Source organism: Halomonas sp. NO4 (assembly GCF_010994375.1).
Classification (GTDB): domain Bacteria; phylum Pseudomonadota; class Gammaproteobacteria; order Pseudomonadales; family Halomonadaceae; genus Halomonas.
Genome location: NZ_WHMA01000005.1, coordinates 26,693 through 50,654 on the forward strand (window position 1 = coordinate 26,693; position 23,962 = coordinate 50,654).

29 protein-coding genes are annotated in these 23,962 nt (G+C 66.0%); 15 read left to right on the top strand and 14 right to left on the bottom strand.

What is annotated here, in order from left to right:
• Positions 1–11 precede the first annotated feature (11 nt).
• Entirely contained in the window at positions 12–653 is a 642-nt protein-coding gene (locus tag FEF15_RS05735) for a DsbA family oxidoreductase (protein ID WP_163558200.1), read from the top strand.
• Between the two features lie 102 nt (positions 654–755).
• On the opposite strand, the gene rhuM is transcribed toward FEF15_RS05735, so the two are convergent.
• Entirely contained in the window at positions 756–1,757 is a 1,002-nt protein-coding gene (rhuM, locus tag FEF15_RS05740; protein WP_163558201.1) for a RhuM family protein, read from the bottom strand.
• A gap of 291 nt (positions 1,758–2,048) precedes the next feature.
• On the opposite strand from rhuM, the gene FEF15_RS05745 reads away from it, so the two are divergent.
• The 3 genes from FEF15_RS05745 (at position 2,049) to FEF15_RS05755 (ending at position 4,875) form a co-directional block, all read left to right on the top strand.
• A complete protein-coding gene (locus FEF15_RS05745) occupies positions 2,049–2,711 on the top strand; it encodes a 5'-methylthioadenosine/S-adenosylhomocysteine nucleosidase (protein ID WP_163558353.1) in 663 nt (220 codons plus the stop codon).
• Between the two features lie 121 nt (positions 2,712–2,832).
• On the top strand, positions 2,833–3,966 hold the full coding sequence (locus FEF15_RS05750; protein WP_163558202.1) for a GGDEF domain-containing protein: 1,134 nt from the start codon (positions 2,833–2,835) through the stop codon (positions 3,964–3,966).
• A 249-nt stretch (positions 3,967–4,215) separates the two neighbouring features.
• Positions 4,216–4,875 (top strand): hypothetical protein, encoded by a 660-nt coding sequence (locus FEF15_RS05755; protein WP_163558203.1) that lies wholly within the window; start codon positions 4,216–4,218, stop codon positions 4,873–4,875.
• 438 nt (positions 4,876–5,313) lie between these two features.
• Here the strand turns inward: FEF15_RS05755 and FEF15_RS05760 are convergent, their stop codons facing one another.
• Entirely contained in the window at positions 5,314–5,646 is a 333-nt protein-coding gene (locus FEF15_RS05760) for a DUF427 domain-containing protein (RefSeq protein ID WP_163558204.1), read from the bottom strand.
• Between the two features lie 114 nt (positions 5,647–5,760).
• Positions 5,761–6,612, bottom strand: a complete 852-nt coding sequence (locus FEF15_RS05765; RefSeq protein WP_163558205.1) for a DUF6544 family protein — start codon at positions 6,610–6,612, stop codon at positions 5,761–5,763.
• Between the two features lie 107 nt (positions 6,613–6,719).
• Here FEF15_RS05765 and FEF15_RS05770 point away from each other — a divergent pair, with 107 nt between their 5' ends.
• The 6 genes from FEF15_RS05770 (at position 6,720) to FEF15_RS05795 (ending at position 11,119) form a co-directional block, all read left to right on the top strand.
• Complete coding sequence (locus FEF15_RS05770; RefSeq protein WP_240454081.1) at positions 6,720–7,421, top strand: 5'-methylthioadenosine/S-adenosylhomocysteine nucleosidase; 702 nt, start codon at positions 6,720–6,722, stop codon at positions 7,419–7,421.
• A 139-nt stretch (positions 7,422–7,560) separates the two neighbouring features.
• Positions 7,561–7,893, top strand: a complete 333-nt coding sequence (locus FEF15_RS05775) for an antibiotic biosynthesis monooxygenase (RefSeq protein WP_163558206.1) — start codon at positions 7,561–7,563, stop codon at positions 7,891–7,893.
• Positions 7,894–7,925: 32 nt separating this feature from the next.
• Complete coding sequence (locus tag FEF15_RS05780; protein ID WP_163558207.1) at positions 7,926–8,798, top strand: CbiX/SirB N-terminal domain-containing protein; 873 nt, start codon at positions 7,926–7,928, stop codon at positions 8,796–8,798.
• Positions 8,799–9,087: 289 nt separating this feature from the next.
• Positions 9,088–9,654 carry a TetR/AcrR family transcriptional regulator gene (locus tag FEF15_RS05785; protein ID WP_163558208.1) on the top strand — a complete coding sequence of 189 codons (567 nt, stop codon included), beginning with the start codon at positions 9,088–9,090 and terminating at the stop codon, positions 9,652–9,654.
• On the top strand, positions 9,651–10,859 hold the full coding sequence (locus FEF15_RS05790) for an MFS transporter (protein ID WP_163558209.1): 1,209 nt from the start codon (positions 9,651–9,653) through the stop codon (positions 10,857–10,859). The genes FEF15_RS05785 and FEF15_RS05790 overlap by 4 nt, the downstream gene beginning before the upstream one ends.
• A gap of 116 nt (positions 10,860–10,975) precedes the next feature.
• A complete protein-coding gene (locus tag FEF15_RS05795) occupies positions 10,976–11,119 on the top strand; it encodes a hypothetical protein (RefSeq protein WP_163558210.1) in 144 nt (47 codons plus the stop codon).
• A 197-nt stretch (positions 11,120–11,316) separates the two neighbouring features.
• Here FEF15_RS05795 and FEF15_RS05800 read toward each other — a convergent pair whose 3' ends face one another.
• Positions 11,317–12,471 (bottom strand): GGDEF domain-containing protein, encoded by a 1,155-nt coding sequence (locus tag FEF15_RS05800; RefSeq protein WP_163558211.1) that lies wholly within the window; start codon positions 12,469–12,471, stop codon positions 11,317–11,319.
• Positions 12,472–12,784: 313 nt separating this feature from the next.
• Here FEF15_RS05800 and FEF15_RS05805 point away from each other — a divergent pair, with 313 nt between their 5' ends.
• On the top strand, positions 12,785–13,072 hold the full coding sequence (locus FEF15_RS05805) for a coiled coil domain-containing protein (protein ID WP_163558212.1): 288 nt from the start codon (positions 12,785–12,787) through the stop codon (positions 13,070–13,072).
• Positions 13,073–13,078: 6 nt separating this feature from the next.
• Here the strand turns inward: FEF15_RS05805 and FEF15_RS05810 are convergent, their stop codons facing one another.
• The 6 genes from FEF15_RS05810 to FEF15_RS05835 all read right to left on the bottom strand — a co-directional run bounded on the left by FEF15_RS05810 (position 13,079) and on the right by FEF15_RS05835 (position 16,684).
• On the bottom strand, positions 13,079–13,561 hold the full coding sequence (locus FEF15_RS05810; protein ID WP_163558213.1) for a metallophosphoesterase family protein: 483 nt from the start codon (positions 13,559–13,561) through the stop codon (positions 13,079–13,081).
• 11 nt (positions 13,562–13,572) lie between these two features.
• Positions 13,573–14,205 (bottom strand): SDR family oxidoreductase, encoded by a 633-nt coding sequence (locus FEF15_RS05815; protein WP_163558214.1) that lies wholly within the window; start codon positions 14,203–14,205, stop codon positions 13,573–13,575.
• A gap of 86 nt (positions 14,206–14,291) precedes the next feature.
• Positions 14,292–14,585, bottom strand: a complete 294-nt coding sequence (locus FEF15_RS05820) for a HigA family addiction module antitoxin (protein WP_163558215.1) — start codon at positions 14,583–14,585, stop codon at positions 14,292–14,294.
• Complete coding sequence (locus tag FEF15_RS05825) at positions 14,585–14,863, bottom strand: type II toxin-antitoxin system RelE/ParE family toxin (protein ID WP_163558216.1); 279 nt, start codon at positions 14,861–14,863, stop codon at positions 14,585–14,587. Before FEF15_RS05825 ends, FEF15_RS05820 begins: the two co-directional genes overlap by 1 nt.
• 146 nt (positions 14,864–15,009) lie before the next feature.
• Complete coding sequence (locus tag FEF15_RS05830) at positions 15,010–15,375, bottom strand: hypothetical protein (RefSeq protein ID WP_163558217.1); 366 nt, start codon at positions 15,373–15,375, stop codon at positions 15,010–15,012.
• 25 nt (positions 15,376–15,400) lie between these two features.
• Complete coding sequence (locus tag FEF15_RS05835) at positions 15,401–16,684, bottom strand: M20/M25/M40 family metallo-hydrolase (RefSeq protein ID WP_163558218.1); 1,284 nt, start codon at positions 16,682–16,684, stop codon at positions 15,401–15,403.
• A 169-nt stretch (positions 16,685–16,853) separates the two neighbouring features.
• Here FEF15_RS05835 and FEF15_RS05840 point away from each other — a divergent pair, with 169 nt between their 5' ends.
• Genes FEF15_RS05840 through FEF15_RS05850 form a run of 3 tightly spaced genes read left to right on the top strand, consistent with a single transcriptional unit; the run spans position 16,854 to position 18,295 of the window.
• Positions 16,854–17,621 (top strand): DUF1499 domain-containing protein, encoded by a 768-nt coding sequence (locus tag FEF15_RS05840; protein ID WP_163558219.1) that lies wholly within the window; start codon positions 16,854–16,856, stop codon positions 17,619–17,621.
• A gap of 48 nt (positions 17,622–17,669) precedes the next feature.
• A complete protein-coding gene (gene arfB, locus FEF15_RS05845; protein ID WP_163558220.1) occupies positions 17,670–18,083 on the top strand; it encodes an alternative ribosome rescue aminoacyl-tRNA hydrolase ArfB in 414 nt (137 codons plus the stop codon).
• A 20-nt stretch (positions 18,084–18,103) separates the two neighbouring features.
• Positions 18,104–18,295: a DUF1289 domain-containing protein gene (locus tag FEF15_RS05850; protein ID WP_163558221.1), complete on the top strand. Its 192-nt coding sequence runs from the start codon at positions 18,104–18,106 to the stop codon at positions 18,293–18,295.
• Here FEF15_RS05850 and FEF15_RS05855 read toward each other — a convergent pair.
• From FEF15_RS05855 to FEF15_RS05870, 4 genes are all read right to left on the bottom strand, one after another.
• Positions 18,280–19,329 carry a proline racemase family protein gene (locus FEF15_RS05855; RefSeq protein WP_163558222.1) on the bottom strand — a complete coding sequence of 350 codons (1,050 nt, stop codon included), beginning with the start codon at positions 19,327–19,329 and terminating at the stop codon, positions 18,280–18,282. The genes FEF15_RS05850 and FEF15_RS05855 overlap by 16 nt on opposite strands.
• The gene (locus FEF15_RS05860) at positions 19,326–20,501 is read right to left on the bottom strand and encodes a zinc-binding dehydrogenase (RefSeq protein ID WP_163558223.1); all 1,176 of its coding nucleotides are present in this window, start codon (positions 20,499–20,501) and stop codon (positions 19,326–19,328) included. The genes FEF15_RS05855 and FEF15_RS05860 overlap by 4 nt, the downstream gene beginning before the upstream one ends.
• 147 nt (positions 20,502–20,648) lie before the next feature.
• On the bottom strand, positions 20,649–21,617 hold the full coding sequence (locus FEF15_RS05865) for a magnesium transporter CorA family protein (RefSeq protein ID WP_163558224.1): 969 nt from the start codon (positions 21,615–21,617) through the stop codon (positions 20,649–20,651).
• Positions 21,618–21,673: 56 nt separating this feature from the next.
• Positions 21,674–22,897: a DUF3422 domain-containing protein gene (locus FEF15_RS05870; RefSeq protein ID WP_163558225.1), complete on the bottom strand. Its 1,224-nt coding sequence runs from the start codon at positions 22,895–22,897 to the stop codon at positions 21,674–21,676.
• 171 nt (positions 22,898–23,068) lie between these two features.
• Here FEF15_RS05870 and FEF15_RS05875 point away from each other — a divergent pair, with 171 nt between their 5' ends.
• On the top strand, positions 23,069–23,962 hold the full coding sequence (locus FEF15_RS05875) for a universal stress protein (RefSeq protein ID WP_163558226.1): 894 nt from the start codon (positions 23,069–23,071) through the stop codon (positions 23,960–23,962).

Here is a 23,962-nt window from a genome sequence, read left to right on the forward strand (position 1 = left end):
GCTCAGCGACCATGTCCCACGTCGACATCACCGTGATCTCCGATGCCATCTGCCCATGGTGTTTCATCGGCAAGCGCCACCTCGATCTCGCCCTGGCCGAACTGCCCGAGGAAATCGGCGTATCGGTGGCCTGGCACCCCTTCGAGCTCAACCCCGACATGCCCGCCGAGGGCCTGTCGCGGCGCGACTATCGCACCGCCAAGTTCGGCTCCTGGGAGCGCTCCCAGGCTCTCGACGCCCAGGTGGAGGCCGCTGCCGCCCAGGCCGGTCTCGAGATCCATCACGAACGCATGACGCGAACGCCCAACACCTTCGATGCCCACCGGCTGATCTGGCTCGCCGGGGAACATGGCGTCCAGTCGGCCGTGGTCGACGCGCTTTTCCGGTACTACTTCGTCGAAGGGCAGGACATCGGTGACAGCGCGGTACTGGCCCACGCTGCCCGAGACGGTGGACTGGTGGATATCGACATACCCGCCTTCCTGGCGAGCGACCAGGGCCGCAGCGAGGTAAGAGCCGGCCTCGACGAGACGTGGCGACTGGGTGTGAGCGGTGTGCCCACCTTCATCATCAATGATGCAGTGGGTCTGGCGGGCGCCCAACCGCCCGAGGCCCTGTGCCAGGCGATTCTCGAGATGATCGGCAAGCGCTGAGGGCCCCGCATCCCGACGATCTCGAGGGCGACTTCCGTCGCTTATCGCGACATGGCCGCTTCGCCGTTGGGCTTCGAGAAGCCTGTTCCTGGCGGTTGGCGTTCATTGGTTCGCTTCGCTGTTGTCTTGTGAAGGGTTGCCGTCTTCGACGATCAGGTTCATCACCAGGCGCACCATCAGTTCCTTGGCCTTGGGGTCGCTCTCGGCGATCAGCAGGGTCAGGGCCGTCAGACCCTGCTCGTTCAGGGTCAGGCGCATGCCTTCCTGGCGCAGGTAGAGCAGGAAGAGGAAGGCACCGGAGCGCTTGTTGCCGTCCGAGAAGGGGTGGTTCTTGATCACGAAATACAACAGGTGGGCGGCGCGCTCCTCGCGGGTCTTGTACAGCGCCTCGCCGAACATGCTCTGTTCCAGGTTGCCCAGGATCGAGGCAAGCCCGTCGCTCCGGTCGCGTGCGAACAACTCGCTGGCCTCGCCACGGTCGCGCAGCTCACTGGCCAGGGCATCCAGGGCGCGCCGGGCTTCTTCCGCTCTCAGCACACCCCGGGCCGGCCGAGCCCCCGGAGGCATGCCCAGCGCGTCCTCGTCGTAGTCCTGCAGAAGCCGCCAGGTGCGGGCGTAGCCCAGGATCAGGCTCACCACCTCCTGGCCGAGGTCCGATACCAGTTCCTGCCGTGTGAGCGTCTGGCCGAGCAGCTCCACGGCCTGCTCCAGCTCGGTGAGGCCCTGCTGGGCCAGGCGGTACTCGTTGAGGCTGTAGCCCTGAGTCAGGTGCTCGCGGAGGACTCGGGTGGCCCACTGGCGGAAGCGCACGCCTCGGTGGGATTTGACCCGGTAGCCCACGGAAATGATGACATCGAGGTTGTAGTGCTCAATGGCGCGCTGGACCTGCCGCTTGCCCTCCTGACGAACTATCCGGAATTTCCGGATAGTTCCCTCTCGGTCCAGCTCGCCCTCTTCGTACACATTACCGATGTGCTCGCTGACGGTGCGCAGATCCTTGCCGAACAGCTCTGCCATCTGCTTCTGGGTGAGCCAGACCGTCTCGCCTTCCAGGCGGACCTCCACCGGCTGGCGGGCATCCTCGAAAATCACGATCTCACTCATACAGCCCCCTGCGGTTCATGCCGGCGCAACCGTCTCGTGCTTTCACGCCCAGGTTGCGGGTATCCACCGGGAACGGCATGCGCTTGGCTCCGGCGTGCTTGAGCAGGCGGTAGATGCTGGTGAGAGCGGTGAAGGTCTTGCCCGCGCCGATTGAACGTCAGCCTAGCACCGAAGCATGACTTGGCCCATAGGCGGTTCGGTCGAGGCGCCAGCGACGGCTCGCCATCGCACATCAGTATCCTCAGGCAGTAAACTGAGCCCAAGAGACCCATGACAAGGCAATCCGCATCGATGAAGAACTCCCGTACCCGTGACTCCCAAGCCCTTGCAACCGAGGCGCCCCAGTTGACGACACTGGGCGGCCGCCACGTGCTTTTCGTGATGGCGGCCGAGGCCGAGTACGGTCCGCATCTCAGGCAGCGTTTCACCCCGCTCATGACCGGCGTCGGCCCCGTGGAGGCAGCGGTGGAGCTTACCGCTGCGCTGGCCGCCCTCGCCCAGCAGGAGCGCCTGCCGGACCTGGTGGTGTCGCTGGGCTCGGCGGGCAGCCGGGTGCTGGAGCAGACCGAGGTCTATCAGGCGACCTCCGTCGCTTACCGCGACATGGACGCCACGCCGCTGGGCTTCGAAAAGGGCGTCACGCCCTTTCTCGATCTGCCGGCGACGCTGCCACTGCCCCTACGCATACCCGGCATTCGCGAGGCGACGCTTTCCACCGGCGCCGATATCGTCTCGGGCGCAGCCTATGACGCCATCGCCGCCGAAATGGTGGATATGGAGAGTTACGCCTGCCTGCGCGCCTGCACCCGCTTCGACGTGCCGCTGGTGGTGCTGCGCGGCATCTCGGACGGCAAGGCGGAGCTGCACCACGTGGATGACTGGACGGAGACCCTGCATATCATCGACGAGAAACTCGCCGCCGCCGTGGATCGCCTTGACGACGCCAGGTCATGACTACAGACACGGCATTTTTCACTGAATACAGGACAGGGAGAGTCGGCCTTTGTCGTCGCCAATAACGAGAGACTCGCTCAACTGGCTGACCGGCCAGTTTCGCCAGCCAAGCAGGGAAGCGATGTATCGGCGTGACATCGATTCCAGAGTTCGCCTCGAAACCTGTCTGGCCCTCAGCGTAGCTGCCCTGGTTTTTGGCATGTTTGCCATTTCGGACTACTACTATACCGGCGTGAGCACCGAGCTTTACCTGCTGCTTGCCATGCGAATCCTGGTGGTCGTCTCATGCCTGGCTCTGGCATTCATGATCGGGCGCTGGGGAAACTATTCACGCAAGGTCTGGCTGCATGCCTTGCCACTCTGGATACTGGCGACGGGCATCATCTTGATCGTTCCCTTGCGTCCCGAGAGCCTCTCAACACAGGTCACCGCTGTGGTGGTAGCCACCATGGCTTTCTACCTGCTGATCCCCAACCTGCTCCCCGTCGTGGCAATCGCCAGCCTCTATTTGAGCCTGGGCTTCCTGGCCTCAGCGGTGATGGTGGCCGATATTCCTGCCGTGGTCGCACTGCGCATATTGCTGTTGCTTATCATGACCAATGTCGTGGGTTTCTTCGCGTTGCTGCGTCTTGAAAAACTGCAGCGAAAGCAGTTCGCGCTCCTGCAGGAAGAACGTGTTCAAAACCACCAGCTGGTCGAGGAAATCTCTCACCGAAAATCGCTGGAAGCACAGCTGCGCATGGTCGCCGAGCGGGACGCGTTGACGGGTCTGGACAGTCGGAATCACTTCATGACGCGAGCCCAGGCGCTGCTGCTACGCTCGCAGCATGAAAATGCGCCCTTCAGCCTGTTCATGATCGATGTGGATCATTTCAAGGCCATCAACGATACCTGGGGGCACATCCAGGGGGATCGTGTGCTTGCCGCAATCGCGAAAACCTGCACAAGGTCCCTCAGGCCCCAGGATGTGATCGGGCGTTTCGGGGGCGAGGAGTTCATCGTGGCCTTGCCGGAGACCCACCTGAAAGACGCGAAAATGGTGGCGGAGCGCCTGCAGAGGAAGGTCACCGAACTGCCGGTGATGGAAGACATGCCCGACCACCGCCTCACCGTCACCATCGGTATCGCCGGGGTCCTCGACGAGGAGACCGACCTGGACGACCTGATCCAGCAGGCCGACCGGGCCCTGTACGCCGGCAAGCACGGCGGCAGGAACCGGGTCGTGATGAGCCACGAAGGAAGAAACGTGACTTGAGGGAAAGAGATGCTGCTTCATCACCCATCCTCACCCGGGAGCTGGTCTACACCGGCATCACCCGCGCACGGAACTGGCTAACATTAGTGGAAACCGGACGAGGGATGCTGGATGAGGCGGTGACGAGGGAAGTGATACGGGTGAGTGGGCTGGCCATAAATAAAACATAAGGAAAATAACACCAAATATTTAACCAGCCTGACTAAATCAAACACCAAGAATGCAAACACTCAAGCAACCAGGAAACATATGAGCAAAGACAGCGGAAGTGAAATCATAAAAACCATGTTTGGCGATTACACCCGAGAAGAAATGGAGAGCGGCGAATGCTTAATCATGTTCGACTACGACAGGAAAAATGAGAATAAAAAAACATCAAACTTAGAAACAAAAATAGGCATATTTGATACAATTTTCTGCGCAGCTATTACTCCATTTTCTGCACTCAGCCAATGGCTAGACGAACAGCTCGATGATGAAAGCAACACTGGCTTAGAGCTAGAAAGCGAAGAAGAACTGGCAGCATTGGTTGCTCTCGAACAAGAAGCAACTCACAGCACAGAGGACAAAACCTCCTCTCCGAAGCGGTCCCTATCATCCATTCCAGAAATCAATCTGACAAGCGACGACAGAAATAGCGATAGCGAACTATCATTTATCATTCGCTCATCACGGCTCGCAGAAAAAATACTAAAAGAAGATTTAGGCGCAACAGGCACTGGGCTTCATGAACTTATAACTAGTATCAGCGATACCTTGGGCGATCCTTTAGTAAAGCGCATGAGGTATATGGCAGCAATACGCAACAAAGCGGCTCATGAAGATTCATTCGAATTATCCGAAGAAGGATTTAAAAGTTATTATGAAGCGACCCTATGGATTTACAAAAATCTAGATGAGATGCGCTAAGAAGCGAAGCAGCTACCAAAAAGCAATAAGGTCAAGCGGATTGGAAAGTTTCAGGCATGCCGACATTACCATATTTGGTACTGTCGGCTTTTAGCTGTAGGGTCCTGCGAATGTAAGCGATCTAACATAAAAAGAAACGACGCTGTGTCCGACTTCCCTGCGCCTTTGCTAGTTATGCTTCAACCTTTGCGCCGACTCTTATCACCTCCTTTCTGAGCAGGTGTTCTGTCGTCTCCCTTGTTCGTTCTATGGTCGTGTCCACCATTGTTTTATTGCGACCAGACGTTATCACTCCACTGCGACCTCCTGATCCACCTTTGTCACCACCGGCCAGCTTATCAAACAAACCCATTTCAGATCTCCTTGGTAGTTTTTAAACATAGCACGGGTAAGCATGCTCTCGTGATTTTCCGCACAGGAACTTTGGGTCGACAACCGTCATTCGCTTGCTCCCTCATAAAACGCCAGCCTCCCAGCAATCGCCGCCATCCCCTCCAACGGCTGCTCATAGCTCCACGCGATGTCTTGGTGCTCGCCGAACGAGAAATACGAAGCATCACCCTTGAACGGGCAGTGGGTCACCGTCTCGGAAGGCGTCAGCAAGTCCATGCGTACGTCGTCACGGGGTATGTATTGCCGCGGCGGGTAGCCGCGTTCGCGGAGTTCGATGGCGCGGGTGGTGTCGGCGATTAAGGTGCCGTCGATGATGGCGTGCACCCGACGGTCGTGCGGGTGCAGGGTGATGCGGGATTCGGAGGGCGCCGTTGCCATACTGCTGTCCCTTGCGTATCGGCAGTGTCGTTATGCTTGTCTGGTCTTCAGGTTAATACTGAAGGATGATTTGTCCCACGTGCCGGAGCAACGGAACCCGACGACGAAGAGGCGCTATGGCTCCGGGAAGCGTATTGCCTCCACCCGCGCGCGGAAGAAAGGGAAATAGCTCTCCGTGCCGAAGTGGTTGCCGCCGTCGATCGTCGTGGGCAGGGTGAAGCCGTCGAAGTGTTGGAAGTCGTCCAGGTAGCCGCCGAACGGCTGGTACCGCCATTCACCTTCCAGGTTCGCGTTGCTCCAGCGTTGGAGCTTCACCCAGAGCGGCCGGCCATCCTCGGCCACGGCGATCTCTATCGATTGCTCCAGACTGCCGTGCGTGATGACCGCCCGTGCCCGATCCGGCGCGTCGGTGTCTTCCCAGCGCACGCCATGCTGGGGGAGCAAGGCGGCCGGCGCCCAGAAGGAGGCTTCTGCCACCGCGCGACCGAACGATGAGTGCAGGTGATTCTCGTCGCTCCCGGCCCTGACGACGGGAAGCGTCCCATTCAGCCAGAAGCGGGTCCAGGTGCGGCCGTCCGCCATGCCGTCCGAGCCACTCATGCGCATGGCGCCCGAACCAGCCTTGAGCCGCCAGACGAAGCCATGGGGTGGCGCCAGTAGCTGGTGGGCCTGCATCGGGCGGTAGCCGGGGGCGGCCTTATTGCCAAGCCCGATCTCGCCCGTCATGCGGACCTCACTGACCACGTGGAGTGGCGTGCCCGGTGCGATGGTGTAGAGGAAATAGCGCCGTGCCGCGTCGGGCAGGTCGGCGACCACGGCCGGGTCGAAACCCTCGACGGAGGCTGGCGCCTTGGATTGCAGCCAGGCCCAAGCCGAATCCGCCGCCCGGTTATCGGCCAAACGCCAGGCCTGCACCGCCAGTAGTACGATCGACAGTAGGCCAACGACCACCCCCGCATAGGCCATCCCGTGTCTCCTGCGTGTCATCCGGTTGCGCTTCGTTCCAGTGAGGCATTGCCTGCCCAGCCGCTGTGGCCGCGCGCTCAAGACAGTACACTGCGACGAAGCAACCCATGGCAAGGCAAGCAGCGTCGATGAAGAACTCCCGTACCCGTGACTCCCTGGCCCCTGCAACCGATGTGCCCACGCTGACGGACATGGGCGGCAGCCACATCCTCTTCGCGATGGCGGCCGATGCCGAATATGGCCCGCATCTCAAGCGGCGAATCACGCCACTCATGACCGGCGTCGGCCCGGTCGAGGCGGCCGTCGAGCTCACCGCGGCCCTGGCCGGGCTGGAGGCGCGCGGGCGCCTGCCGAATCTGGCGGTGTCGCTGGGCTCGGCCGGCAGCCGAGTGCTCGAGCAGACTGAGATTTATCAGGCGACCTCGGTCGCCTACCGCGACATGGACGCCACCCCGCTGGGTTTCGAGGCGGGCGTCACGCCCTTCCTGGACCTGCCGGCGACCCTGCCGCTACCGTTGCGCATTCCCGGCATTCGCGAGGCGACGCTCTCCACCGGCGCCAATATCGTCTCGGGCGCGGCCTATGACGCCATCGCCGCCGAGATGGTGGACATGGAAAGCTACGCTTGCCTGCGCGCCTGCATGCGCTTCGACGTGCCGCTGGTCGTGCTGCGCGGCATCTCGGACGGCAAGACGGAGCTGCACCACGTGGATGACTGGACGGAGTACCTCCACATCATCGACGAGAAGCTGGCCACAGCTGTCGACCGTCTCGGCGAGGCGATTGCCGAAGGGCTGTTAAGGCGCTGATGCACCAGATGGTTGTACCCGCGTTGCCAGTGCAGGGTAGAACGTGGCGCGCTGGTTTGCAGCGGCCTTGCCCGCCACCGGTGAAGGTGTCATCGTCACTCGGATCCCCTTGCGCGGCCAACCACGAGGAGCGAGTACCGTGTTCATCGCCATGAATCGTTTTCGGGTCAACCCCGAGAGAACGGACGAGTTCGAGCAGATCTGGCTGGAGCGGGAGACCCACCTGCAGGGCCTGCCCGGCTTCGTCGAGTTTCACATGCTGCGTGGCCCCGAGGAGGAGGATCACGTCCTCTACGCCTCGCACACCATCTGGCGCTCGCGCGACGACTTCGAGGCCTGGACGCACTCCGAGGCGTTCCGTGCCGCCCATGCCAACGCCGGCCAGAGCCGCCGCGAGGGGCTCTACCTGGGCCCGCCGAAGTTCGAGGGCTTCGAGGTCATCCAGACGATCGGCGAGTCGAACGACGCCTGAACGCCCCGAGGCCTGCCAAACGGAAGCCTGCCATGCGAAAAATCGTGCTCGTCGATAACGGCTCCCTGCGCCCGCAGGCCACGCTCAATCTGCGTCGCCTGGCCCATGCCCTGAGCCAGGCCACCGGCGAGGCGGTCGAGGCCGCTTCCCTGCTGCACTCCTTCAAGATCCCCGCCGAGAAGCTCGACGGCCGCAAGGCCGTGTCGCTGGGGCCGCTGGCCGAGCGCTATGCCCAGCAGGGCGTTACCGAGCTGCTCATCCTGCCCTTCTTCTTCGGCCCCAGCCAGGCACTGACCGGCTACCTGCCCAAGCGCCTGGGCGAGGTGCAGGCCAGCTACCCGGAGCTCGGCGTCAAGGTGGCCCTGCCCCTGGTCGACAGCCAGACGACGGTCGACCTGCGCCTGGTACGGCTGCTGGCCGACAACGTGCGTGAAAGGATGGCGGGCCTGTCGCGGCCGAAGGTCGTGCTGGTCGATCACGGCAGCCCGAACCCGGAGGTCACGTCGGTGCGCAACTACCTCGCCGGCCAGTTGAGCGTGCTGCTGGCCGATGAAGCGAGCTGCGTCACCTTCGCTTCCATGGAGCGCCGCGACGGCGAGGCCTATCGCTTCAACGAGCCGCTACTGGTCGATTTGCTGGCCTCACCGGCGATGGCCCAGGGCGACGTGATCCTCGCCATGCTGTTCCTCTCCCCGGGACGCCACGCCGGCGAAGGAGGCGATATCGCCGAGATCTGCCAAGCGGCGATGGCGCGCTCGCCCGGTCTGAATGTGACCGCGACGCGGCTGGTCGGTGAGCATGACGCCATCGTGGATATCCTGGCGACCCGCCTGCAGCAGGCCCTGGCCGGCGAGCCGCTGCTGACTGAACTGCCGCCCGGCGGCGCCAGCCTCACACCGGACTGAGCCCCGACACCCCCACTCCCTGTCGTACTGCCCTGCCAGGGCTATCGCAGTTATTTTGTGGGAGGGACGGTTCGACGCCTCGACTTCAGCTCGCGAAGCAGCGCGCAGCGCTGCCCGATCTGGGCGCCTTTCGGCGCCTTCGCCCGGCAGAGCCGGCCTCCCACTTTGCCCCTCTCTACTCAACTGCGATAGCCCTGGCTGCCCAGCGGAATCGTTTGACACCGCTGGGTGCGCTGTACTTAGATAGGCCTACATTTAGATAGATCGGTCTATACAGGAGCATCCATCGATGCCCGCGTCCAAGCGCGACCAGCTGCTCGCCACGGCCGAGCGCCTCTTCTATGAGCAGGGATTCCACGCTACCGGCATCGACCGCATCGTGGCGGCTGCCGGGGTGGTGCGCATGACGCTCTACAATCACTTCGCCTCCAAGGAGGCCCTGGTGGCGGCCGTCCTGAAGGCACGCCATGAGCGCTTCATGGCCAGCCTGGATGCGGCAGCGGCCGCCGCCTCGCCGGGCCAGGCGACACGCGCCCTGGTCGAGGCGCATGGCCGCTGGCTGGAGCAGTACAGCCAGCATGGCTGCATCATGGCCAAGGCGATGGGTGAGTACGCCGAACACAGCGCCGAGATTCATGCCCTGGCGACGACCGCCAAGACCGACCTGCTGGCACGACTGGGAGCCGCCGTGGCCCGCGACGGGCTGGACCACCACGACGGCCTGGCACGACGCCTCTTCATGGTGCTGGAAGGCAGCAATACGGCAGTGGCGGTGCTGGGCGCGGAGACAGCCCTGGCCGACACCCGGGCGGTGGCCGACGCCCTCCTCGCAACGGCCCGGAGCGAGACCCCATGAAGTCCCTGTCCCCCCTCGGCATGGCGACCCTCGGCAGCGGGGTCATTGCCATTACCTACGGGCTGGCCCGGTTCGTGTTCGGGCTCTTCCTGCCCGCGATGCGCGACGAGCTGACGATCTCTGCGACCATGGCGGGGGTGATCGGCGCCCTGCCCTTTCTAAGCTTCGTCTTCGCGATCCTCGCCGCCCCCTGGGTGACGAGCCGCCTCGGGATTCGCCGCGCGGGGGTCGCGGCCGCCGGCCTCGCCGGGATCGGGCTGATGACGATCGCCCAGGCGCCGTCATCGCTGGCACTCGCCGCCGGCGTGCTGATCTGCGGGATCAGCACCGGGCTGTCGTCGCCGGTGATGGCGCAGGCGGTTCACCGGGTCGTGCCGCCCGGCCTGCGCGGGCGGGTCAACGCCATCATCAATGCGGGCACGAGCCTGGGGATTGCGCTCGCCATGCCCGCGGTGCTGGTCTGGGCGGAGGCCTGGCGCAGCGCCTATATCGGCTTCGCGGCCCTGGCGGTTCTGGGCGCCCTGGGGGCCTTCTGCTATCTGCCTCGGGATGAGCAACGCCCCTCACCCTCGCGGCTCAGCCCGGCCGCCGTGCCGGTGAGCCGGGCGCAATGGCTCGCGATCGGCCGGTTGAGCGGCATGGCCGGGGTCATGGGGTGCGTGAGCGCGGCCTACTGGGTGTTTGCCCCCGATGCGGTGATCACCGCCGGAGGGCTCGCGCCGAGCCAGACCGCCTGGATGTGGCTGGCGGTCGGCCTCGGGGGGCTGTCGGGTGGTGTCGCCGGAGATCTCATCGCACGCTTCGGGCCGGCCCTGAGCCATGCCGGCGGCCTCACCGTGATGTCCGCCGCCATTGCGCTGCTGGCCGTCGATCCTGCCAACTTCGCCCTCGTCCTGACCTCCGCGGCCCTCTTCGGCGCCGGCTACATGATCCTTACCGGCTTCTATCTGGTCAGGAGCACCCAGATCATGGCCCAGGCGCCCGCCTTCGCCCCGGTGCTGCCGCTGCTCGCCACCTCGGTCGGCCAGGTCGCGGGCTCTCCGCTGGCCGGCTGGCTGGTCGGGGCCGAGGGCCATGCCGCTGCCTTCGTGCTCTTCGCCATCCTGGGCGTCGCTGTCGCCTGGCTGGGGTCGTGGTTGCTGAACGAGCGGGTCGCCGCCTCGGCATCCGGGCCTCGGTCAGCCGAGACTGCTGACCGGGGATGACGACAGGGGCTGGAAACCGGTTCCCTCGCAGCTTGTTTTGCGCCGGCTCCACTATAAGTGACTAGGAAGGTCAACGCGTTCCGGGTCACCCTCCTTTCGGCCGCCCTTGGGACTACATGGTCGACGATCCGGCCACCCCCACCGAGGAGGCCCACTTCTTCGAGGCGCACTACGATCAGCACCTGTGGTTCCGCGACAACCCCAACGGCAACCTCGAGCCCTTCAACCCGACGGTGACCTGCAGGCACCACAAGTCGTGACACTCGGCGGCCGGGTCTCCCAGGGCCCGGCCGCAGCCTTCATTCGCCAGGCCGGCAAGCTTCCCGATGCGCACCGGCGCTGCCCCCAGCCGATGACCAGACGAGACGCGCCGCGCTCGCCCGTCAGGCCAGGGCGATGAGGATCAGCAGGCACATGGCGAACAGGCATAGGATGCCGACGCCCCCTTGAGCTTCACCTAGCCGGCGGCGATGCAGTAGTCGTCCTTCTGCGCCGACTTCACCCGGTACATCGCCATGTCGGCGCGGTGGATGATGTCGGTGGCGTCCATGCCGGGGTAGGGGAAGAGACACACCCCGATGCTCGCCCGTAGCGTCGGAGTGCCCGGCAAGCCGCAAAAGGGCTCTCTCAGCGAGGCGAGGAGCTTGCCGGCCAGGAGGTGGATATCCTGCTCGCCGGCCAGGTCGCGGGCCAGCACGAAGAACTCGTCGCCGCCGATCCGCGCCACCGTGTCAACGCCGCGCACGCAGCCGCTCAAGCGCGCGGCCACCTGCTCCAGCAGCTGGTCCCCCACCCGATGGCCCAGGTGGTCGTTGAGGTGCTTGAAGCCGTCCAGGTCGATGAAGAGCCCGCCCTGCAGTCGCCGGTGGCGTCGACCGGCGGCCATCGCCTGCTCAATGCGATCCCCCAGCAGCTCGCGATTGGGCAGCCCGGTCAGCGGGTCGTGCAGCGAGCGCTCGCGGTGGTACTGGCGCTCCTGCTCGAGTTCCTGTTCCCTCAGGTAGAGCAACCGCCCCTGACGCTCCACCAGGTAGCCGGTGGTCCCCGCGATCAGGTTGGCGGAGACGATGAAGACGTCGTGACCGAAGAGGATATGGCCGGGGTAGTCAAGCAGGCCGCTGAACACCAGGTTGTAGCCGACCAGCAGCAGGGCATCGATCGCCAGCGCATAGGGAAAACGCACGCCGATGAAGTTGTAGGTATAGAAGGTCACCATCACCATGGCCGGGTAGTAGTAGGCCGAGCTCTCGACCGGCACCTGGGACTGGATGGCGATCAGGCCAAAGCCGGCGGCCAAGCAGACGGCGGCGAGCAGCGCCTGGGAGAGCTGCCGAAAGACCGCGGTGAAGCTGAGCAGCAGCACCAGGGCCGGCACCGTCAGGGCGGTGAGGCGCGCCTGCCAAACCCCCGCCGCAGCCTCGGCCGGCACGTGCCAGATATCCAGCAGGCCGCACAGCAGGTAGACGACCATGCCGACGACGATCGCCATGCGCCCATGGGTGCGGATACGCGGCAGCGAGGCGTGCCGGTAAGCGCGCTCCAACTGGGGGTCGCGAAAGCGCAGCGTAGCGCGCTCTAGGGTGTGGGTGGCTCCCTGCTCGGTGGCCTTCATGGGGTCGGGGGCTCGCTCGTTCTTCTGCTCTTTTTTCGCTGTCGGGTCGGCGCGGGAATGCCACGCCCACGCCGCTGCCGCGCTCCGCGCATGGTCTGACCAATAGTGCAGTTTACGGATGACAGTGTCGAGTCCGTCGCCATCGCACGCGGAGCCTTTCCTCCATCCCCTGTCCCACCGCGATCTTGCGGCAGCCCCGGCGAACTATGCCATGCTGCTTAGCAGGCGTGCCCCTATCGGCTCGAAGGCTCGCCCTCTCGACGGTTCCCCTCTCTCAGACGAACACCCTCTCTCTCACGAACAGGAGTGCCCCATGAGCAACCGGGAAGTCTACGAGCAGAAGCTGCAGGCCAAGCTGGACGAGTGGCAGGCGGAGATCGACAAGTTGAAGGCGCGCGCCAGGGGCGCCGAGGCCGACGCCCGGATCGAGCACGAAAAGGAGATCGACGATCTCGAGGCGCGGCGCGACGAGGCCCGGCAGAAGCTCTCCGAGTTGCGCGAGGCCGGTGACGACGCCTGGGAGGACGTGAAGGCCGGCGCCGAGCGCGCCTGGGACTCCCTGAGCGAATCCCTCAAGAACGCGCGTTCGCGCTTCAAGTAGCCGCGCTCACAGCGGCAGGTGCAGGATGGCACCGCGCAGGCCGCGCGCGTCGGCCCAGAGCCGGCCCAGGGTGATCGGCAGGCGAAAGCGGCGCTTGCCGGCCGCGCCGGGGTTGAAGAGCAGCCGGCCTTTCTGCCACGCGTGGCGGGGCTTGTGGGAGTGGCCGTGGAGCACGGCGTCGCAGGGCGTGGCCGGGTCGAAGTCGTCCAGGCGATGGATCAGGTGCAGACGCCAGCCGTTGACGAGGATGTCGCGCGTGATGGGCAGCGCCTCGGCCCAGGCGGCGGTGTCGATATTGCCGCGCACCGCCTTCACCGGCGCCAGCTCCCCCAGCCGCTCGAGGATGGCGGCGTCTTCGTCCCGGCTGCCCACGTCGCCCAGGTGCAGGATCAGCCCGCAGCCCGCGAGCATCGTCAGCGCCTCGGGGCGCAGAAGCCCGTGGGTGTCGCTGACGACGCCGATCGGTCGCTCGAGGGTGATGGGCTGCATGGGCACCTCCCTCAGGCGAGCACCTCGGCGAAGGAGCGCTCGCCGTCGAGCAGCACGAACTCGCGGTCGACGAGGCCGCCGGCCTTGATCAGGTGCAGCAGGGCGTGGGCGACGTTGCCGCGCGAGACGCGGTTCTCGCCGCCGGTTTCCTCGAGCGAGGCGGCCACCCGCTCGGTGGCGGGCTCGTCGGTGAGCCGCCCCGGCTTGAGGATCAGGTAGGGCACGCCGGAGGTGCGCAGGTAGGCATCGGCGGCGAACTTGGCGGCCATGTACGGGCGCAGCTTCTCGGGGGCGGCCTGGGGATCCTCGGCGCGCATGGCGCTGACCATCAGAAAGCGTGAGACGCCTCGCTCGCGGGCCAGGTCGGCCGCGCGGATGGCGCCGTAGAGATCGATCAGCAGGGTCTTGTCGGGCCCGGTGTGCGGGCCGGAGCCGGCGGTGAAGAGCACCTGGTCGCAGCCGTCGAAGGCGTGGCTGAAATCCTTTTCCAGGTCGGCGATCACCGTCTCGATGCCGCGCTCCGCGAACCAGGGCTGCTGGGACGGGTCGCGAAGCATGGCACGGATGGGCTCGCCAGCATCCATGGCGAGTGCGCAGAACTGGCGGCCGATCTGGCCGTTGGCGCCGATTACCAGGGTCGTCATGGGGTCTCCTTGTCGTCGTGGGGGGCGGGGCGGCAGCGTCACCTAGCGTCAACCAAAGCCGCAGACAGGGGCTGGGGGCGTGCCCCTTAGGCGGCATCGAAAGGAATCGGCTCCACCGTATCCAGGTCGACCTCGCGGCGCGCCACCCAGAGATCGTACTGATCCTGCATGGCCAGCCAGCTTTCCGGTGAGCGTCCCAGCGCCTTGGAGAGGCGCAGCGCCATCTCGGGGCTGACCCCGCTGACGCCCTTGATAACCCGGGAAAGCGTCGAGGGGGAAACCCCGAGCTTTTCGGCAAGCTGGCGAGAACTGAGGCCAAAGGGCTCCAGGTAAACCTCACGGATGAATTCGCCGGGATGAGGGGGATGATGCATGGCCATTAGTGATAGTCCTCGTAGTCGAGCACGTAGGCGTTGCCATCTCGAAACTCGAAGGTCAGGCGCCAGTTGCCGTTGACCCAGATGGACCAACGCGCCTTGTCGCGACCTTTCAGGCGGTGCAGGCGGAACCCGGGTATGTCCATGTCATCAACTGACGCTGCCGTATGCAACGCAGCCAGCTGCATGCGCAGACGCTTGGCGTGCGAGGACTGGAACCCTGCCGTCGTGCCCGTTTCGAAGAACCGACGCAGTCCCTTGTGTCGGAAGGAGACGATCATGGTTCCAGAGTAGCCTGATGCGTGTTGCGCAACAAGCCATCTGAGATCAGCACGTCAACCCGCGCGCGACACCGCCCGGCAAGCAGCAGAAGGCGGTGATCATAACGCTCCCGACGAGGTGGGGATGGCGGGCTCTGGCTATCGGCTCATGGCCGTCGGCTGCCCGGGGAGGATCCCCGGGCGGCCAATGCCTGGGTGAACTCCTCCCGATACGCCGCCGCCTGTCGCCCCGGGTCAGCGGGAAAGCGGCCGAGTTCGACGGCCAGGTCGAAAAAGCCCTGCTGCGGCAGGTCGCCGCGACGGCTGACCACCAGTGCCGCGATGAAGGGCCGGCCCCGGTCGGCGTCTTCCCGCATCAAGGCCTCCAGCGCCCGGGCGGTGCGCTGAATGGTGCGCGGCGGCGCGAGGCCCAGCGCGTCGGCGAGCTGCTGGTAGGTCAGCGGCAGCGTGGCCTCGGGCGCCGCCTCCAGAAGGCAGCGCGCCCAGGCGCTGAGGGCAGCGTCGTGGGTCATGGTCGTGCCTCTCTCTCGCGGCGTCTCACGAGGGGTGCTTCTGCTGGTGACGGCCCTCCTCGGCCTTCTCCTCTTCGGGCTTGGCCGCGCCCTGATGCGCCAGCGCGCTGGCCTCGTCCAGCCGCGGGTGGTTGTCGAGGAATTCGCGGTGCGGATCGGGCAGGGCGTCCAGCGCCTGCAGGCTGCGCGTCAGGACGTGGATGGCGGCCAGCACGTCCTGGGTGTTGCCGCTCTCGGAGATGGTGTGCATGTTGCGGATCGGAAAGCCGATGGAGGTGGCGGCGCAGTCCACCGCGGCGAGCACCCCGGCCATGCCGTCGGTGCCGGTGTCCACGCCCACGATGTCGCGCTGCAGGGGGATGGCGTGCTCCCGGGCGGTGCTCTCGATGATGCGATTGAGCTGCTCGCTGGCGATCGAGCCCACCGACAGGGTGAAGCCCTTGCCCATCTCCAGCGGCTGCATGCGTCGATCGCCGATGCCGGGGGCCGCCACGTAGTCGTGGTTGACGTCCACGCCGATCACCACGTCGGGCTCGAGTTCACCGGCCAGCACCCGACTGCCGAAGCGGCCGATCTCCTCGTAGCTGGCGATGGCGAACAGCACGCGCACCTGCTCGGTGCCGCCCGCCTCGGCGATCAGCCGCGCCACCTCGGCGGTGACGAAGCAGCCCAGGCCATTGTCCAGGTAGGCGCCGTAGAAGGTGTCGGGGCTGAAGCCGGGGCGGATGGGCCGGTCGAGCAGGATGGTGTCGCCGGGGCGCACGCCGAGGTTCTCGACCTGCTGCTTCTTGTCCTCGCCGTGTATCTGCAGGTCGAGGTAGATCTGCTCTTTCTTGATGCCCTTGCTGCCATCGCGCTGTGCCGGGTCGGAGAAGTGGATGGCGCCCAGGGCTTCCACCGTGCCACCCTGAATGATGCGATAGCTGCCGGGCTTGGCCGGGTCTTCACTGAACAGCTTCACCTCGTGGCCGATCAGCACCGTGGGCAGGAAGGAGTCGGTGTTGATCCATATCTTGCCGTCGTCGCCGATGGAGCGCACCTGCATGCGGATCTTGTCGGCGTGGCCGATGATCATCACCTTGAAGAGGTCGTCGCGGCCGGGATGGGTATCCAGCACCACACCGGCGTGCCCCTTGAACTGGTGCAACTGCCACTCCTTCGGCGCGAAGCTCTCGAAGTGGGGCTTGAGCACCCCGTAGGTCATGGCACCTTCCAGGCCCACGGGGCTCGGGGCGTCCAGAATCCGGCGCATCAGGGCAAACTGCGATTCCGGCATGGGTTGGGTCCAGGGCTGATTCACATCGCTCATGGTGTCTCTCGCTCTGTCAGGGAAACGTGCCCCCAGTCTGCCAGATTCCGGCAGCGACGGTGCGACATCACACCCAGGACCGCATCCATCAGAAGAACGTGAAATGCTAGTGCCCCCTCAGGCGCCGAACACGGTATGCTGGGGCCTATTCCACCAACCGGGAGGCCACATGTCGAACTTCACCCTGAGACCGCATCCGCGCGGTGGCCGCTGGCCGGTGGTGCCGGCCTGGCTCGGCGTCGTCTTGCTGGCCGTCGCGGCACTGATGATGGGCGGTGCCGGGCCGGCCTATCGCCTGGGGGTGCTGCCGCTGGACACCGCCTTCGACCTGCTGCAGTTGGGCGCCTATGTAGCCGTCGGCGGGGCGGGGCTGGGACTTCTGGCCCTGCTGATCGCTGCCCTGTGCCGGCGCTGGCGACCGGCCCTGGTGGGGGTGATGGTGGTCGTGGCGGTGGGCGCCATGATCGTGGTGCCCTGGGAGATGATGCATCGCGCCCAGCGCGTGCCGCCCATCCATGACATCACCACCGACACCCAGAACCCGCCCGAATTCGAGGCGTTGGCCGAGGCACGCCGCGCCGCCCCCAACGCGGTGGCGTACCCCGGCGAGTCCTTCGCCCGTCGCCAGCGCAGCGCCTATCCCTGGGTACAGCCGATCACCCTGCCCATGCCGCTGGCCGAGGTCCGCGAGGCCGCGGAAGCCACGGCTCGCGAGATGGGTTGGGAGCTCGCCGTGGTGGAGGAGCGCCGCATCGAGGCCACGGCCACCACCCGCTGGTTCGGGTTCAAGGACGACGTGGCGATCCGGCTGACGCCGGTGGACGAAGGCGTACGCGTCGACGTGCGCTCCGCCTCGCGCCTGGGCCAGGGCGATCTGGGCACCAACGCCGGGCGCATCCACGACTACCTGACGGCACTCCACGCCCGAGTGGAGTGACGCTATGGTAGCCTGTGGCCACACTCGCAAGTCCGGACGAATCACGCCATGCTGCGCATCTCCAACGCCGTGGAACTGGGCGACTGGGAAATCGAGATCAGTCAGATCCGCGCCCAGGGCGCGGGCGGCCAGAACGTCAACAAGGTCGCCAGCGCCGTGCATCTGCGCTTCGACATCCCGCGCTCCAGCCTGCCGCCCTTCTACAAGGAGCGGCTGATGGCGCTGTCCGACCAGCGCATCAGCAAGGAGGGCGTGGTAGTGATCAAGGCGCAACGCTTCCGCACCCTGGAGCAGAACCGCGAAGATGCCCTCGAGCGCCTGCGCGAGCTGATCCGCGAGGCGATCCGGCAGCGCAAGGCACGCAAACCGACCAAGCCGACCAAGGGCTCCCAGCGCCGCCGTCTCGACAAGAAGACGCGCCAAGGCCAGATCAAGGCGCTGCGCGGCAAGGTTCGGGAGTGATCCCTGAGAGCGTGACGGCCATGACGACGACCCCCTCCCCAGAACGCCCCGCCTCCCCGTGCATCCATGTCTGCCGGATCGAGGAGACCACGGGGCTGTGCGCCGGCTGCCGGCGCACCCTGGAGGAGATCGCCCGCTGGTCGAACATGAGCGAGACAGAGCGCACCGCGGTATGGGCGCGCCTGGCCGGGGAGGATCACTCCGGCGTGTGATGCCCGCTGGTGATGATGTGGTGCAACCCGGCACAATTCACCAGCGGGTCCTCGCAGTTGACGACGATCTCCGAGCGGGCGAGCACATGGCTCTTGCCGGTGATGTTGTTGTCCACCACCTGGTGGGTGCCCTCGCGGTGCGTACCGGTGAACTCGCCGATGAAGCCGGTCTCGCGCAGCGAGACGGTCTCCAGCCGATCGCCCGGCTGGATACGCCCCTCGTGGTGCATCAGTGCCAGCCGCGCCGAGGTGCCGGTGCCGGTGGTGCTGCGGCAGATCACCCCGGGGTGCACGTAGGTGGTCGAGCGGGAGCGGTAGAAGTCGTCGGCCACCTGCTCCACCGGCCCCATGAAGTGCAGGAAGGGCAGCGGCCCCACGTCGCCCAGGGTGTAGTGGGAGAAGCCGCGCTCGGCCTGGATCGCCTCGACGATCTTGGAGGCGCAGGCCGCCAGGTCGCGCTCCTCGTCGCGGGTGAGGTCGAAGCCCAGTTCGGCGGCCTCGACCAGGGCATAGAAACCGCCGCTGTAGGCCACCGAGTAGGTCACGTCCCCGATGGTCGGCACGTGGATACTGGCGCGGTAGGTGTCGATGTAGCTGGGCAGCCCCTTGCAGGTAATCGCCTCGACCACGTCGTTCTCCACCAGCGCCTCGATGTGCACCAGGCCCGCGGGCGACTCCAGCACGAAGCGCTGGCGTCCCTCCTGCTTGGGCACCAGGCCGAGCTCCAGCACCGCCGTGGCGGTGCAGATGGTGTTGGAGCCGGAATAGATGGGATAGCCCATCACCTCCATGATGATGTAACCCACCGCGGCCTCGGGATGGGAGGGGGGCACGAGCAGGTTCACCGACATCTCGGGGATGCCGTAGGGCTCGTCGAGCAGCAGCTTGCGCAGCCCGTCGGCGTCGTCGCGCAAGTAGTGCATCTGGTCGCGCACCGTGGCGCCCGGCAGCCGGTCGATGCCACCGGTGACGATACGACTGACGTCGCCGCCGGCGTGAGTGTCCATCAGTTGGAAGACGAGTTCTTCCTTCATGCTTCTCCCTCGAGGGCAAAGCGCGCCCCGTGCGCGTCCCATTGGCTGTCGGGCACGATCACGATCTTGCCCAGGTAGTTGCTGCCGCGCGCGACGAAGTAACGCTCCGCCTCGTGCAGCTCCGAGAGCTTGAACGCCGCATGCAGCACCGGCTTGAGCTGGCCGTCGCGAATCCACGCCACCAGCTGCTCGGCCTCCTCGCGGGTGCCGTGGGAGACGCCGAACAGCTGCACCTGGTAGAGGTAGATGCGCGTCCACATGATCTCGCTGAGGTTGCCGCCGCTGGCCCCGGCGATGGAGAGCCGCGGGTAGGTGCTGCGCGCCTTCATGTCGGCGATCATGGTGTCGATGAAGCGATCGGTCATCTCGCCGCCGACCAGGTCCATCACCGCATCGATGGGCGCGCCGCCGGTGGCCGAGAGCGTGCGCTCGACGAAGGTCGAGAGGTCGCCGCGGTCGATCACCGCCTCGGCGCCCAGCGCCAGCAGCGCCTCGGCCTTCTCTGGCTGGCTCACCGCATAGGGAATCGCCCCCACGATACGGCACAGCTGGATGAGTGCGGTGCCCACGCCGCCGCTGGCGCCGGTGACGAGAACCCGTTCACCGGCGCTCACCCGGGCGGAGGTCATCATGTGGTAGGCGGTCTGGTAGGAACACATCCCCATGGCGGCGAGCTCGGCGTCGGCGAGCTGCGGGTTGGGCACGTGGTGAAACTGATCCGAGGGCACGGCGACATACTCGGCGAAGCCGCCGTCGGCACCGTGGCCGTAGTAGTCGGGCAGCAGGTTGAGGTCGCGCCGGGCATCGGGGTAGAGGTTGAAATCGAGCAGGCCGCGCTCGCCGATGCGCCCGGCATCGACGCCCTCGCCCACGGCCACCACCCGGCCGGCCACGTCGGCGCCCTGGATGCGCGGAAAGGTCAGGGTCGCCTCGCCGCCCATGGCGAACGAGGTCACCTCCCCCTTCTCCTTGGTCGGGTAGAGCCCCTCGCGCGCCTTGCGGTCGGTGTTGTTCTTGGCCGTGGCGGTGACCTGCACCAGCACTTCGCCCGGCCCCGGTTGCGGGGTGGGCACGTCCTGGCGATAGACCAGCTTGTCGATGCCGCCATGCCCGGTCAGCACCATGGCGGCCATGGTGTCGGGCACGGTGTCCGGAAGGGGTGCAGTACCCATGGGCTGCCTCCTCAGTGTTGAGCCGTTTCACTGCGCGACGATAGGGCACAGGGCCCGCCGGTGAAAAGAGCGGTTTGTTCTTGATTTGCCCCGTTTTCTCGTGACTTTTTCTGCTGCCGCCCGGCAGCGCCGGGTGACGAACCCGGGCTACAGCCAGCGCTTGCGCCGAAACAACCACAAGAGCCCCACCCCGATGGCCAGCATTACCGCCAACACCACGAAGTAGCCGTAACGATAGGCGAGCTCGGGCATGTGCGCGAAGTTCATGCCGTAGATGCCGGCGATGAAGGTCAGGGGCACGAAGATGGCGGTGATCACCGTGAGCACGCGCATGGTGATGTTGAGCTGGTGCGAGGAGAGCGAGATATAGCCGTCCACCAGGTCGCCGCAGATCTCGTAGTACATCTGGGTCAGGCTGTGCAGGCGCTCGAAACGCTCGTGCACGTCGTTGATGGCATGGAAGGTGTCCTCGTTGCCGCGCGGCAGATGCGCGTAGTCGTAGGCGGTGAGGTCCTGGGTGATGCCCACGTGGTAGTTGAACACCCGGCGCATCTTCACCAGCCGCGAGCGGTAGGCGATGATGCGGCGCATCAGGGCGTCGCTGCCCTCATCGAGCAGGGCGTCTTCCAGGTCGCTCAGGGCGTTCTCGAACTCGAGCAGGCTGTCGAGGTAGTAGCCGGCGGAGAGATACATCACGCGCAGCGCCACGTGCTCCGGCGAGCGGCGCAGCAGCACGCCGCCCTCGGCGCCGAACAGGCGGTCAATGCTCAGCGCCTTGCCGGGATGCAGGGTGATCAGAAAGCGCTCGCCGAGAAAGAAGGCCACCTGCTGGGGCGTGTAGTCGAGCTCGGCATCGAAGGAGGAGATGCCGCGGTAGAGAATCAGGGTGTGGTTCTCGAACTCCTCGATCTTGGGCGGGTGACGCTCGCGGTGGGCGTCCTCGATGGCCAGGGGGTGACAGCCGAAGGCCTCCAGCAGCTCGCGCTCCCGCGCCATCGGCTCGCCCTGCAGATCGATCCAGATATGCCCCTGCGGGGCCGCCTGCCAGGCGGCGATCAGTTCCTCGCCGCCCAGCTGTTCCCGGCCGTCTACGTCCAGCAGTCGCGTGCGTATCATCGTGGCTCCCTCCTTGTCGCACCCTGTCCGATCGAGCGTGTGTGCGGCGTCCGCCCTCAGTGGTTCTTCACCCGCCAGATCCGCCATGCCAGCAGGCCGATGATCAGCACCCCGAGCGGCCCCAGCACGGCGGCGGCGGTATAGGGGGCGATTTCGATGCCCAGCGCGCCGAGACTCTCCAGGGAGAGCTTGAACAGGCTGAAGATATAGTAGCTGATGACGATGATCGACAGCCCCTCCACGGCCTTCTGGATCTTCAGCTGGCTGCTGGCGCGCTCGTTGAGGCTGTGCAGGATGGCCGAGTTCTGCTCTTCGATCTCCACCTGGGCGCGGGTGCGCAGCAGGTCGTTGAGGCGTGCCACGCTCTCGGCCAGGCGCGACTGGCGCCGGTCGATCGCCGCGCAGTAGCGCACCGTGGGGCGGAAGCGGCGCAGGATGAAGGTGCCGAACCGGGGGCGATCGCCCACGCGGCTCTCGCGCAGCTCCTCGATGCGGGTGAAGACGATGCGCGCATAGGCCTCGGTGGCGCTGAAGCGCTGCCGCGAACGGGCACCGCTGCGCTCCAGGCGCGCCGACAGCGCCGAGAGATCGGCAAGCAGCGGGCGTGAGTCCTCCTGCTGGCCCTCGGCATTGCGGTCAGAGAGCTCGCCGAGCTCGCGCTCGTGCGCCTCCAGCTCGACACCCAGCTCCTTGGCCAGGGGCAGCGACAGCGAGGCCATCATGCGGTAGGTCTCGATCTCCAGCAGGCGCCGCACCATACGCCCCAGGCGGAAGTCGTTGAGGGCCTGATTGACCAGCAGCAGGCGATTGACGCCATCCGGCGCCAGGCGAAAGTCGCTCCACACGGTGGCGTCGCCGCCGCCCACCAGCGAACCCGCCGGGTCGTTGAAACCGTAGGCCACGGTCTTGCCCAGCCAGCCCTGCTCCGACTCGACGAGGACCAGGGTGGCGCTGATCAGCGCCGCGTCATGGGCGGCGATGAGGTCTGCCAGCGGCGGCGGCGGTGCCGGCCACAGCTCGCCCCCCGCCGGTTTCGGTACCAGCAGGGTGAGGGTGAAGAACTCGGTATGCCGCTCCCACTTCAGGGTCTGGTCGCCGAAGGTCAGGATACCCTGCACGGCGTCGGGGTCCGGCGGGGTGCCCGTGATCTCGGCGAGCAGGTCGTCACAGCTCCCGGTCGTGTCGAGGAAGGCGTAGTGGTGCAGGTGCGCCGGTTCCGAGAAGTAGATCGACGGACGCGCATGCAGTTCGTTGTGCAGTCGTTCGCGCTGGGGATGCATGTCAGGGGCCAGGTGGGTAAGGGGAAACCCCGAGACTAAGCGCTGCTGCCGGACTCGCCAAGCCCGCCGCTCAACGCCCGCCCTACCCTCGGCCGAGGCGAGATGGCAGACGCCGAGCCCCCAACTGCGCTAGGCTTGAGTAGCCGTGTTCGACTGTCAGGGAGTTCTGCGATGAGTGAGCGCGTTTCGCTCGTGATCGTGCCGGTGGACGGGTCTCCCACCGCCACGGCCGCCACACGCCATGCCGCCATGCTGGCCCGCCTGCTGGACGCTCGCCTGCAGCTGCTGCACGTGATGCCACTCAACCCCGCCGAACTCAGCGACGTGCCGGCCAACCGCCAGGTCGAGAGCGACCACGATCGCGCCCGTCGCCTGCAGTCGGCCAGCGACGCCTTTGCGCGGGCCCGCGAGGCGATCGACCCACCGATGAGCCCCGCCCCCGAGGAAGTGACCCTGGAGGATGACACCTTCGTGCGCCACCCCGCCCGCACCATCGTCGGCCACGTCCGGGGCCAGCGCGACAGCCTGCTGGTGATCGGCGCGCGCCACCTCAGCGACATGGGCAAGTTCGTCGAGGGCAGCGTCAGCAACGAGGTAGTGCACCGGGCGAACTTCCCGGTCACGGTGGTGCACGCCGAGTCGGCGCCCGAAGACGTGCAGCGCATCGGCCGGGTGCTGCTGCCGGTGGACGGCTCGCGCCACAGCGACCAGGCCGCGGTCCTGGCGGGCGACCTGGCGCGCAGCGCCGGGGCCGGCGTGGAACTGCTGTTCTGCCACCCGCCGGGGCTGGCAGCGAAAGGCGATGCCACGCCGGACGACGAGGCCGAGCAAGTCTTCCAGCGCGCCCGTAAAGCGCTCGGCGAGGTGTCGGCCGGCGTGGTGGAGCAGGTGCTCTCGGGCACCGACTACGCCGGGGCGATTGTCGCCCAGGCAAGCCGCTACGAAGACTACCCGATGATCATCATGGGGCGCCGCGGACTGGGCACCTGGCGGGAGAAGCTGCTGGGCAGCGTGAGCCATCGGGTGATCGACCAGGCGCCCTGTCCGGTGACCGTGGTGGTGTAG